This is a genomic window from Nostoc sp. UHCC 0251, assembly GCF_034932245.1.
In the GTDB taxonomy this organism is placed as follows: domain Bacteria; phylum Cyanobacteriota; class Cyanobacteriia; order Cyanobacteriales; family Nostocaceae; genus Nostoc.
Genome location: NZ_JAYGHD010000122.1, coordinates 1 through 11,437, shown reverse-complemented (window position 1 = coordinate 11,437; position 11,437 = coordinate 1). Strand labels below are relative to the sequence as shown.

Here is an 11,437-nt window from a genome sequence, read left to right as displayed (position 1 = left end):
GAAGGCTTTTTGATCTGTACGGAGTTTTTTCACGCAATCAAGTATGAGTCCTATATTACATGACTATCTCACAGTGAAGAGCAAATTGAATATAGCAGTTCTCGAATGGATGCAATACAATTTGACCTCTCTCCAAACCTCTCTCCTAAAAGGAGAGAGGCTTTGAATCTTACTCCCCTTCCCTTATAGGGAAGGGGCTGGGGGTTAGGTCTGTATTGCACTCAACTGATAACCGCTATAGTTGTCAAGCCTTGATTGTAGCAACTGCTTTCGCATAGCGTACCGTAGGCGATCGCCGACGATCGCACTTAAATCTGTTCTTGTTGGGGGCGTAAGGTGTTAATTGTAGCGATGAAAATCAGGACAACTGCCAAAACCAACGCGGCATTTCTGAGCATTGAGTTATCAGAGTGCTTAAATGCGATCGCTACTAATGCCCAGAGTATCACTCCTGTATAAGCCATGTCTCGACGCTGGATGACTATAACTGCTGCAACTGCTGTTGCTATGAATAACATGATGAGAGTCCAGATTACAGCAGAAATTCCCCAACCGTTCCACCCGTGAAAATCCAAGGCACACGCTACGTTGACAATGGTAGCCACGCTAATCCAGCCTAGATAAATGCTAATCGGAAAGTGAATACACCATTTTTTCAGCCGAGGTACATGCTTGTTGCCAATTTCTAACTGCACATAAACAGCAATCAGGGGCAACAGAATCAAGAGCATGGCAATTACAGAAAGAGCAAAAAGCCGAGACAAAAACAGATACACCCAGATACTTTGAGCAACACAGGCAATCACTAACAGATAATCTGTCTTACGTAAATCAGGGTCATGTCGTTGAGCAGGTAGAACTTGGTATACCCCAAAAGCAAACAACCCAAGGTAAATCAGCCCCCAGATAGCAAATGCGTAATTAGCAGGGATAACCAGGACATTTTTAAACAAAGTATTAGAAATTTCCCCTATACTGAGTCCATTGAGCGGAAAAACGTTCGATACTACGTTGACAACAAAAGCACCAAAGATTGCAGCCAAAGTAACAAGCTGCCGCCAAAGATCCCGGTGATTGTCTCTTGTGGACTGCTGCATAGGATGTTAACTCATATCTTTTGTGCTTTTAGCTTACCAAGTCTGGGAGCTACTCATGTGGCCTAAGATAGAACTGATAGATTTGCTCAAGGTCAAACCTGACTTTTCACGTTATGTGGAAAAGTCCACGAAAAACTTAACCCCCTTCCCGATTCGAGAAAGAGGAAACTCAAAGTCAAATCAAAGTTTTGAAACCCACGGAGGCGGGTTTTGTATTTCGACTCCGGCTCCATCGAGCGAAGTCGAGATGCTCAACACAAGTTTGTGTAGACGCGGTTTCTAACCGCCCATTTCACTTTTAGTAGCTGGTTCCTCTGCGATCGCTCTCAAGCGTGTTGCTGTGCTTTTACGGATGCGATCGCTTTTGCGAACAGCACCCGCCATTTCATATTCACGGCTATCTGTGCCGTATTTAAAAGCTACTCCAATCAGCATTTTCTCCGTGAGGTCACTTAAAGTTTTCTCCAATTCGTCCATCTCAGTTCTAGAAGAGCTGATTACGGTTAAAGCAGTATTATAAGCGTCTATCTTGGTACGGTACTGCTCAATTAGTTGTGTCATATTTTGCAAGCTGCGAGCATCCCCAAAATCCATACTAGGATCAATTGCTTTCAGTCCCGCCGCTCTTAATTCAGCTTTTTCTAAAACGCGGTATGTACGTTTCTGGCTAGGCATAAATGTATCCCTTTCATTCTGCTTTAGAGCTAGTTTGCCTCATTAAGGCTGTATTTTAGCTCAGTAAAATCCCCACACTTTAGTATTTAATATAACTTGTAAACCAGTGTTTTTCGCAAAAATTATAATTTTGTTGATGAAAAAGATGTCTTTGTTGATGAAAAAGATGTCTTTGTTGATGAAAAAGATGTTTTTGTTGATGAAACAGATGTTTTTGTTGATGAAACAGATGTCTTTGTTGATGAAAACCCAGCTAAATCTAAATTTTTTGAGTTTATTGCGAAATTGGGAACAAAAGCGGTGTGTTAATGAATAGATAAGATACACCTAGTCAAGGCAGGATATGATACTTGAAACTGCGGCGATCGCAATCGGTTCTGTAATAGCCACCAAAGCCTTAGAAAAAACAACCGAAAAGGTAACAGAAACCTTATTGGATAAGACTGGTAAGTTTCTCGTAACCCTTAAAAAACAATCTCCCCATACTGTAGCAGCTATTGAGAAAGCGCCAGAGCAACCACTTGATTATGGCAAGGCTGTACTAGAGGTAGAATCGGCTGCTAAAGCTAATCCTGAAGTGGCTCAAGCTATGCAAGAATTAGCAGCAGCAGCTAAAGCAGAACCAAATCCTAAATTGGCTGAAATTCTAGCTATGCCTAACCTGGAAAAATTAGCAGATAAAATTGGTCAGGTAGTAATGCCAGGTGGGACAGGAAATATTGAAAATATGTCTTTTTAAATTATCAGCAAAAGTTATTGTGTGACCTAACCCCCAGCCCCTTCCTTACAAGGGAAGGGGAGCAAGATTTAAAGCATGTTTATTTCAAGGCTTTATTCTGAGCAGAATTTTATAAAGCCTTTCCTTGTAGGGAAGGGGAGTAAGATTCAAAGCCTCTCTCCGTTTCGGAGAGAGGTTTGGAGAGAGGTCTTTCAGTTTTTGTGAACGGTAAGATTTAACTATGTATGCCTGAAAACTCTGGCAAGTTTGCCGACAAAGTTGGCGCTTTTGCCGCCCCTTATTCTCAAGTTAACATTGGCACTCAAATTATTGAGGGGCAAAAACAGTTAACTCCCACAAAATCTATCCCCTATCGCGGTTCTGTTCATTTCGTCGGGCGAGAAACCGAACTGAAAATGCTGCATGAAGACTTGCAGCGCGACTATGTAGCAATAGCGGGAATGGGAGGCGTAGGCAAAACTGAATTAGCCACCCAATACGCCAGACGATATCAACAAGATTATGGCGGAATTGCTTGGTTTAACGACAGAGAAACCAATCTCGCCGCCGAAGTTTTAGAGTTTTTCAGGTTGCAGTTCGGTTTGGAAATTCCCCAAGAATTAGGAGGAAGACTTTTAAGCCTTAAAGAACAAGTCGCCTGGTGTTGGTCTAGATATCCTAACTCTGAGTTACCGATTTTAATCGTCTTCGATGACGTAACTGATTTAGACAACCTCCGCGAAGTCGTTCCCGATGATAACCGCTTCCAAGTCTTAATTACTACTCGACTGCGGCATTTAGACCCAAATTTTATTCAAGAGATTCCCTTAGATGTTCTCTCGCCCCAAAAAGAACCAGGCAAAGCCTTAGAACTATTAAAACGACTGTTGGGGGAAAAAGATAAGCGAGTTGAAAACCAACTACAAGCCGCAAAAGCAATATGTGAATGTCTGGAATATTTGCCCTTGGGGATAGAGTTAGTTGGAGGTTATTTGGTACGCGACCCGGAAATATCTTTAGATATCATGTTTAGGCGATTACAAGAACGTAAATTAGCAGAGTCAGCTTTACAAGACCGGGAAACTCTCAACTCAACTCAACTGGGAGTCAAAGCCGCCTTTGCTTTAACTTGGTCAGAACTCAACCCACTGGCGCAACAACTAGGAAGATTTTTGAGTTTATTTTCTCCTGCACTGATTCTTTGGGATTTGGTTCTTTGGGTAGCGACAGGTGGAGGGGAAGCAGAAAATCAGGAAGAAAGACAGCTAACTTGGTCAGAAGATGAATTAAACGCAGCTAAAAAGCAACTCTACGGGCGCAACTTGCTGCAACTGGTAGAAGAAAGAGAAGGATATTATAAAATTCATTCTTTAGTGCGGTGGTTTTTACAAGAGCAGTTAGCGGCGTCTGTTGAGATGAAATCAGTTTTAGAAGCAACCTTTGCCAATGCCATGATAGCCGTTGCCCAAATGCTTCCCGATTCACCAACTTCTGAGCAGATTGAAAACATTAGAGATATTATTCCCCATCTCGAAGACCTGGGAAACTGTTTCATTGCAAAGATAAAAGAAGCAATAGAGGCACAAATAATTTCTCTAGTATCAGTCCCCAATAATGAAATAATTTGGGTATTTGTGGGAATAGGAAGATTTTACAAAGGACAAGGATTATATAAATTAGCAAAACCCTGGCATAAACAATGCGTAAACGTTTGCCAAGTTCTGTTTGATGGCGACCATCGTTATGTGGCTGGTAGCTTAAACAATTTAGCAGGACTCTACGATAGTCAAGGGCGGTATAGCGAAGCCGAACCCCTCTATACCCAAGCCTTGGAGATGTATAAGCGGCTGTTTAATGGCGACCATCCTGATGTGGCTACTAGCTTGAACAATTTAGCTTTTCTATGCAATAGTCAAGGGCGATATAGGGAAGCCGAACCCCTTTTCATTCAAGCCTTAGAGATGACAAAGCGGCTGTTTGATGAGGACCATCCCCATGTGGCTACTAGCTTGAACAATTTAGCAGTACTCTACGATAGCCAAGGGCGGTACAGCGAAGCCGAACCCATTTTCACTCAAGCCTTGGAGATGAGAAAGCGACTGTTTGATGGCGACCATCCCCATGTGGCTACTAGCTTGAACAATTTAGCTTTTCTTTACAATAACCAAGGGCGATACAGGGAAGCCGAACCCATTTTCACTCAAGCCTTGAAGATGTATAAGCGGCTGTTTGATTGCGACCATCCCAATGTGGCTAGTAGCTTGAACAGTTTAGCAGGACTCTACGATAGTCAAGGGCGGTACAGCGAAGCAGAACCCCTCTATATCCAAGCATTAGAGATGAGAAAGCGGCTGTTTGATGGCGACCATCCCCATGTAGCTAGTAGCTTGAACAATTTAGCTTTTCTCTATAATAACCAAGGGCAATATAGGGAAGCCGAACCCCTCTACACCCAAGCCTTGGATATGAGAAAACGGTTGTTTAATGGCGACCATCCTAATGTGGTACACAGCTTGAGCAATTTAGCAGAACTCTACAAAAGCCAAGGGCGGTACAGCGAAGCCGAACCCCTCTACACCCAAGCCTTGGAGATGATAAAGCGGCTGTTTGATAGCGACCATCCCAATGTTGCATACAGCTTGAGCAATTTAGCAGAACTCTACAAGAGCCAAGGGCGGTACAGCGAAGCCGAACCCCTCTACACCCAAGCCTTGGCAATGTGCGATCGCATTTTAGAAGTTAATCATCCTTTAACTGCAACAATTCGAGAAAATCTAGCAATCTTTCAACGCCAGTCTACTTTCCGTGCTATTTGGAAACGTCGGTTAGGTAAGTTTGTCCAAATCTTAAAGGCGATATTAATTTTACCGTTTTCTCTATTGTGGCGATTGGCTAAAAAATTAATTCGTAATAAAAAGAGCGAGTCCAGACGATAGAGATTGCAATCTAGTAGTTTTGAGCGTTCGTCGTAACACTTGCCTACGGCACGCTCCGCGAACGTGGAAGCAAGCTACGCGTAGCGTCTCGTAAAGAAGGCATCGCTATTTTCTCATCAACCAAGGTGCGATCGTTAAACGTTTCCGCAAAGACAACGCCTAACAATCTTGATAACATGGAAAAAATAGTTCAACCTCGCCGCCAAGGTTATGAGTAACATTAATATTTCCTTGCCTGAGCCGATGAAAGCCTTTGTTGATGAACAAGTGGCTCAAGGTGGCTACGGTTCAGTTAGCGAATATCTACAAGAGTTAATCGTTCAAGACCAAAAACGCAAGATGCAAGAACATATAGAAGAACTTCTAATTGCAGGGCTTGAAAGTGGAGAGACGATAGAAGTTAATGATGAATGGTGGCAGCAAAAACGCACACACTTGCTCAACCAGATGCATCAAGAGAAATAATGACAAAGCGAATAGTCATTACACCCAAAGCCAGTTTAGATATTGATGAGTATTTTGCTTACATTGCCCAAGAAAATCCCGACACGGCTCTTTTATTTTTTGACTCTGTAAGAGAAACTTTTGCACAGTTAGCAAGAATGCCTGGAATGGGTAGCCGTTATCCTGTGGAGAATCTTCGTTTACAAGGTTTACGTAAATGGGCTGTTAAGAGATTTAAAAAATATTTAATTTTTTACTTTGAGCGAGATGAAAGTATTGAAGTTGTGCGGATTCTCTATGCAAGACAAGATATAGAAAGGATTTTAGAACAGGAATGATATTGATTAGCGATCGCTTGTATGATTGCCTTGGTGGAGCGATGTCTACGACGGGCTACGCCTACGCTATTTTCTCATCAACTAAGGGGCGATCGTTATTTCTAAGCCTTGATTACCAGATAATCTCGACAGAATACTGTGCAATTTTCTTGTCTATGGTTACAATTGGCAAATTCTCTACTTGACTTTGGGCAATCAAAATTCGGTCAAACGGATCTCGGTGAATGTTTGGCAAGTTGGCAACCTGTAAAGTGTGTGTCATTTGAATGTCTAGACTCTCGAAGCGGTTCAGTGCTAGTCGGTTTGGAATATATTCTTCTACAGGTTCAGGTAAAGTTAGCTTACCCGATTTAGTCTTAATGACAATCTCCCAAACACTTGCCACACTCAGAAATAAAATATTACCTGAATCAGCAATTATACTGCGACTGGTAGAAGATAACTGAGGATCATCTGTTACCCACCAAAGAAATGCATGAGTATCTAGTAAAGCTCTCATCGCTAAACTAGATTAGAACTGTCAAAATCATTTAGGATATCTTCTGGTAAAGGCTCGTCAAAATCTGGTGCAATGATAACTTTACCTTTATCCAATCCTGGAATTCGAGGTGAAGCTGTATCTGTGAGAGCTACTAAACGTGCAACTGGAATACCTTTCTGTGCAATCACGACTTCTTCACCAAGTAATACCTGACTCAGCAATTCAGAAAACTTGGCAGTTACTTCAGAAACATTGACGGTAATGCTCATTTGCCTAAGTAATTGTTAACTCCTAATATTTCTTAGGATAACACTGGCTATAAGTGCATTTTTCAATCTTGTGGCGATGACTTGATTATCTGCGTAAATGCGTACTCTGCAAAGCATCTCGTAGAGAAGCAGCTTGTCGTTAAACATCGCTTTTCGTCTCATAAAAATCAATCAGTATGACCAGTGCGATCGCTTGAAAACTAAACTAGACAACTTTACCATTCAACTTGTACAAATCTAAACAATACGAAGACAGTAGAAATATCTTTAGATAGAGCCGGAATCATTGACGTTCTAAGTATATACGCAATAAAATTATTGTAGTAGAACCTAACGATAGAGTTAATTAAAATAATTTGCCCAGAGAATAAAGACAAGCAATATTAAAGAGAATTTGGACAAAAAAATGAACGCCAAAACTATTGCTTTTTTGGGAATTACAGCAGCCTTTGCAAGCTTAGGAAGCCAAGTATACGCACAGGCACCAGCATCAAGCTCAAATCCAGGACAATACAGATTAACTGGTGATTCTCTAGTTGGAATTGATAATAGAACAGCCCAAGAAGACTTTCAAGGCTTTTTTGAGCAAACTAATCCAGCAACTATCTCTAACAATAATAGAGGAGGTAATAAAACTCCAGCGAGAATACAGTTTAACGAATCATTATCACAACCAGACACTTCTGTTTTCTTAGCGCCGGCTCAGTCTGGGGATGACAATGATGGATTGGAAGTACAGTTAGATATAGGCAGAGAATAATCAGGTATAAAGGTTGACGAAGAAAGGCAGGAGGCAGAAGGAAAATAAATTCTTTCCTTCTGCTAAAAGGGTATAAGCCCCTCATGTAGAGACGCGATTTATCGCGTCTTTCTAACGTGTCTTTTAGACGCGATAAATCGCCGTCTCTACAAGGAATGGACGCTTATTTACCACGAAGATTTGCTTGAAAAACCATGAGCATCAGTGTTTTTGTCAACAATATTTACATATGTTAATATTGTCTTTCTGGTTCAAGTACGGATATTCAGTATGGTTTCCATAAAGACTGTTCTAAAAGATTCAGAGCAAGTCACTCGGTTGTTTTCTCATCTCGAATTTGATGGAAAAAAGCTCAATCATCAACCGGGTAGCGTATTGGGAAGTACTGCATTAATTGCTGGAACCACTGTTGGGGCTGGGATTCTGGCCTTACCAGCCGTTACTCTGCCGTCTGGTATTGTGCCATCCACATCTGGGCTGATTGCTGTTTGGCTATACGCTTTAGTTTCAGGGTTATTGGTTGCAGAAGTAACCTTAAACATAATGCGAACAGAAGGGCATCCAAGTTTAGGTTTTTTGGGAGTTGTTGAGAAAATCCTGGGCAAGGTGGGAGCGCGACTTGCAGGCGGTGTATATTTATTCATGCACTATGCTCTGTTGGTGGCATACATCACCAAAGGCGGAGAGATTTTAGGAACTGCGACGGCAAAAATCTGGAGTGTGCAGATATTGCCTGCGTGGGTGGGCACAACAACTTTCACGCTCTTATTTGGTGGCATTATGTATCTTGGGCGAGAAAAGTTTATTGAGAAATTAAACAGCGCCTTTGTCGCAATTGTCATTGTTTCCTTTTTGGGACTATTGTTTTTGGCAGGAGGACAGATTCAGAGTACCCAACTGTTATTTCAAAACTGGAGTGCCCTTGGTAGTGCCATTTCAGTGATGGCTGTGGCGTTATTTTTCCAAAACGTTGTGCCGTTAGTTGTGACGCAACTCGAAGGGGATGCCCGCAAAATTCGTCAGTCTATCTTTATTGGCTCAGTGATTCCTCTAATTATGTTCTTGGCGTGGAATGCTGTAATTTTAGGAAGCGTGAGTCCCGATATGCTACATGGCGCATCTGTGGGTAGAACTGTTTTTGATCCATTGCAAGTTCTCCGAGCCGGTGGCGCGGGAGAATGGTTAGGAGTGCTAGTATCCATTTTTTCAGAGTTTGCGATCGCTACATCATTCATTGGATTTGTCTACGGATTGCTGGATTTGTTAAAAGATATTTTCCTACTGGCACAGGCAAAACTTTCTAGTCGCCTACCCCTTTATTCGCTGGTTCTTTTCCCGCCAATGACTCTCGGAACGCTCAATCCCAGTATCTTTTTTACTGCCCTAGATTACACTGGAACATTTAGTATCTCAGTTCTAGGTGGAATTATTCCGGTGTTAATGAGTTGGAAGCAACGTCAAGAACAAGAAAACTCAGATAGCAGAAATCAACTACTCGTTCCTGGTGGGAAGGTGACACTCATTGTCATGGTTGGAGTGGCATTAGCCATGATGGGAAGACAAATTCTGTCAATTTACCCAAAGTAAAACCATCAATTAAAAGTTTGGTGTAGCATTATAACTATATAACTGTAGTACGAAAATGCCAATCACAATCAAATGAGTGATTCTCGCCTCGTAAAAATCAGCAAATATCTCAGCAAATATCTGCGACACACACCGGATGCAATTGGAATTAAACTTGCTCCTAGTGGCTGGGTTGCTGTTGATGAACTACTTAACGCGTGTGCTAAAAACAAGTTTCCGATTAGCCGTCAAGAATTAGAGGCAGTAGTTGAATCCGACGATAAACAACGCTTTTCTTTTGATTCTACAGCTACTTTAATTCGTGCGAATCAAGGACATAGTGTAAAAGTCGATTTACAATTAGAATCTGTTGTTCCCCCAGACGAGCTTTATCACGGCACGGGGCACAAATCTGTAGAGTCAATTCTGCAAACAGGAATTTGCAAAATGTCACGCCATCATGTCCATTTATCGAAAGATATTGCAACAGCACAAACTGTTGGTGCAAGATATGGAAAACCAGTAGTTTTTGCCGTATATGCTGCGGCAATGTATCAGGCGGGTTTTATCTTCTATTGTTCTGCTAATGGTGTTTGGTTGGTGGATAACGTGCCACCTGAGTATTTACAAAAAATTTGAATAGAAAATTGCGTCTAATTTCTCCAAAAATCATAGGGGCAATTCATGAATTGCTCTTACTCCAATCACTGATAAATCGCTATTGTACCAATACTGCTCGGTTAAGGATTTTTAACTTGGAATTGGGTTTGGGGAAAAGGTTAAAGGTTAAAGGTTAAAGGTTTTTTCTTTCCCCTTCCCCCCGCCCCTTATCCCCAGAGGGGGCCCCACCTTCCCCTTTTCCCCTTAACCGACAAGTATTGGCTATTGTACCCATTGAAATATTGTTTACAGTTAAACCGTGAGTTAGTGCCAGTTATTGTTTATAGTAATTTGAAACCGAGGTGATAGAAAGCGCAGAAACACAGCACTAATTTAGCAAATCAGGTTCTTCACGAACAATCCTGTCGTAAAGTGGCTGGAAGCTTAACCACCCATTTGTATGTGACCCCACTTGAGTTTGTGTTAAACGGGCTGTTTCGTGTTTGATAGTAGTGGGTCTACCCGCAGCTTCTGCTAGTAGTTGGGCTTGGCACGATCGCTCTAAGTTAATGTACCAAAAGGCAGCTTCATCTACTGTATGTCCCACAGTTAAAATGCTGTGGTTACGCAAGATTATAGCTTTCTTTGACCCTAAGGTTTGCGCCAGTCGCTGACCTTCAGAACTTTCTAAAACCACACCTGTGAAGTCATCAAATAGTGCATGATCTTCATAAAAAGCACAGGAATCTTGAGTCAATGGGTCGAGGAGACGCCCCAAACTAGACCAAGCTTTGCCATAAAGTGAATGGGCGTGAGCTGCCGCGATTACATCAGGTCGAGCTTCATGAATCTGAGAATGGATGGCGAAAGCGGCTCGATTCACTTCAGCATCGCCTTTAACTACCTCACCTTCTCTGTTAACTAAGAGCAGGTCAGAAACTCGGATATGGCCGAAGTATGTTCCTAATGGATTGACCCAGAAATGGTCTGTAAACTCCGGATCGCGAGCTGTAATATGTCCTGCGATTCCCTCGCTAAATCCAAATTTACCAAACAGGCGAAAGGCAGCGGCTAAACGTTGCTTACGGTGCAAACGTTCGTCTTCAACTCGATCAAATACGGGGGGTTTTGGTCTATTGTACTTGGGCATGTTCTTTTTCTTCTTTCTCTTTACAGGGAGCGTTAGAATATCCAGAGCAAAAGGTTTTGATGCTGTGAGATTCTGGGATGAACTGGTGACGCAAGATACACTCAATATCATTACCTAGAAGATGGATACAGATGCGCTCTAAGATGTGGTTTTGACGGTCTGGATATCACCATCTGGCGGTAACAGACGATAAATATCCCTTGGTTGAAGCGATGCCTATGGCTGGCTACGCCTACGCACTTCGATTACTTGTAATTATGCGTATCCTTTAGCATCGCCGTTATCTATACGGCGATAGACTGTTTCTTGTTAATTGCCTTTGTATAAACCAATTAATCACTAAAGATTATTGAAGAAGGCAGGAGGCAGAGGGCAGAGGGCAGAAGGAACAATTGAATGGGGA

At 42.1% G+C, this 11,437-nt stretch carries 15 protein-coding genes; 9 read left to right on the top strand and 6 right to left on the bottom strand.

Going from position 1 to position 11,437, the window contains the following annotated elements; translation table 11 throughout:
- Window positions 1-308: 308 nt before the first annotated feature.
- Window positions 309-1,097 carry a tryptophan-rich sensory protein gene (locus tag VB740_RS14615; RefSeq protein ID WP_323200710.1) on the bottom strand — a complete coding sequence of 263 codons (789 nt, stop codon included), beginning with the start codon at window positions 1,095-1,097 and terminating at the stop codon, window positions 309-311.
- A gap of 55 nt (window positions 1,098-1,152) precedes the next feature.
- Here VB740_RS14615 and VB740_RS14610 point away from each other — a divergent pair, with 55 nt between their 5' ends.
- Entirely contained in the window at window positions 1,153-1,380 is a 228-nt protein-coding gene (locus tag VB740_RS14610; protein WP_323200709.1) for a hypothetical protein, read from the top strand.
- Here VB740_RS14610 and VB740_RS14605 read toward each other — a convergent pair.
- Window positions 1,377-1,772 carry a hypothetical protein gene (locus VB740_RS14605; RefSeq protein WP_323200708.1) on the bottom strand — a complete coding sequence of 132 codons (396 nt, stop codon included), beginning with the start codon at window positions 1,770-1,772 and terminating at the stop codon, window positions 1,377-1,379. The genes VB740_RS14610 and VB740_RS14605 overlap by 4 nt on opposite strands.
- Before the next feature lie 136 nt (window positions 1,773-1,908).
- Here VB740_RS14605 and VB740_RS14600 point away from each other — a divergent pair, with 136 nt between their 5' ends.
- The 3 genes from VB740_RS14600 to VB740_RS14590 all read left to right on the top strand — a co-directional run bounded on the left by VB740_RS14600 (window position 1,909) and on the right by VB740_RS14590 (window position 5,426).
- Window positions 1,909-2,088, top strand: a complete 180-nt coding sequence (locus VB740_RS14600) for a hypothetical protein (protein WP_323200707.1) — start codon at window positions 1,909-1,911, stop codon at window positions 2,086-2,088.
- A gap of 27 nt (window positions 2,089-2,115) precedes the next feature.
- Entirely contained in the window at window positions 2,116-2,511 is a 396-nt protein-coding gene (locus tag VB740_RS14595; RefSeq protein WP_323200706.1) for a hypothetical protein, read from the top strand.
- A 224-nt stretch (window positions 2,512-2,735) separates the two neighbouring features.
- Window positions 2,736-5,426 (top strand): tetratricopeptide repeat protein, encoded by a 2,691-nt coding sequence (locus tag VB740_RS14590; RefSeq protein ID WP_323200705.1) that lies wholly within the window; start codon window positions 2,736-2,738, stop codon window positions 5,424-5,426.
- 43 nt (window positions 5,427-5,469) lie between these two features.
- Here VB740_RS14590 and VB740_RS14585 read toward each other — a convergent pair whose 3' ends face one another.
- Window positions 5,470-5,604 carry a hypothetical protein gene (locus VB740_RS14585; protein WP_323200704.1) on the bottom strand — a complete coding sequence of 45 codons (135 nt, stop codon included), beginning with the start codon at window positions 5,602-5,604 and terminating at the stop codon, window positions 5,470-5,472.
- Window positions 5,605-5,636: 32 nt separating this feature from the next.
- Between VB740_RS14585 and VB740_RS14580 the strand changes: the two genes are divergently transcribed.
- Window positions 5,637-5,891, top strand: coding sequence for a type II toxin-antitoxin system ParD family antitoxin (locus tag VB740_RS14580; protein WP_323200703.1), 255 nt, complete (start codon window positions 5,637-5,639; stop codon window positions 5,889-5,891).
- Complete coding sequence (locus tag VB740_RS14575) at window positions 5,891-6,208, top strand: type II toxin-antitoxin system RelE/ParE family toxin (RefSeq protein ID WP_323200702.1); 318 nt, start codon at window positions 5,891-5,893, stop codon at window positions 6,206-6,208. The genes VB740_RS14580 and VB740_RS14575 overlap by 1 nt, the downstream gene beginning before the upstream one ends.
- A 112-nt stretch (window positions 6,209-6,320) precedes the next feature.
- On the opposite strand, the gene VB740_RS14570 is transcribed toward VB740_RS14575, so the two are convergent.
- Window positions 6,321-6,707: a type II toxin-antitoxin system VapC family toxin gene (locus tag VB740_RS14570; RefSeq protein ID WP_323200701.1), complete on the bottom strand. Its 387-nt coding sequence runs from the start codon at window positions 6,705-6,707 to the stop codon at window positions 6,321-6,323.
- A gap of 2 nt (window positions 6,708-6,709) precedes the next feature.
- Window positions 6,710-6,958 carry a type II toxin-antitoxin system Phd/YefM family antitoxin gene (locus VB740_RS14565; protein WP_069074142.1) on the bottom strand — a complete coding sequence of 83 codons (249 nt, stop codon included), beginning with the start codon at window positions 6,956-6,958 and terminating at the stop codon, window positions 6,710-6,712.
- A gap of 406 nt (window positions 6,959-7,364) precedes the next feature.
- Between VB740_RS14565 and VB740_RS14560 the strand changes: the two genes are divergently transcribed.
- The 3 genes from VB740_RS14560 (at window position 7,365) to VB740_RS14550 (ending at window position 9,923) form a co-directional block, all read left to right on the top strand.
- Window positions 7,365-7,718: a hypothetical protein gene (locus VB740_RS14560; RefSeq protein WP_323200700.1), complete on the top strand. Its 354-nt coding sequence runs from the start codon at window positions 7,365-7,367 to the stop codon at window positions 7,716-7,718.
- A 270-nt stretch (window positions 7,719-7,988) separates the two neighbouring features.
- Window positions 7,989-9,305 (top strand): amino acid permease, encoded by a 1,317-nt coding sequence (locus VB740_RS14555; RefSeq protein WP_323200699.1) that lies wholly within the window; start codon window positions 7,989-7,991, stop codon window positions 9,303-9,305.
- Window positions 9,306-9,377: 72 nt separating this feature from the next.
- Window positions 9,378-9,923: an RNA 2'-phosphotransferase gene (locus tag VB740_RS14550; RefSeq protein ID WP_323200698.1), complete on the top strand. Its 546-nt coding sequence runs from the start codon at window positions 9,378-9,380 to the stop codon at window positions 9,921-9,923.
- Between the two features lie 349 nt (window positions 9,924-10,272).
- Here the strand turns inward: VB740_RS14550 and VB740_RS14545 are convergent, their stop codons facing one another.
- Entirely contained in the window at window positions 10,273-11,034 is a 762-nt protein-coding gene (locus VB740_RS14545; protein ID WP_323200697.1) for a class II aldolase/adducin family protein, read from the bottom strand.
- Between the last annotated feature and the right edge of the window lie 403 nt (window positions 11,035-11,437).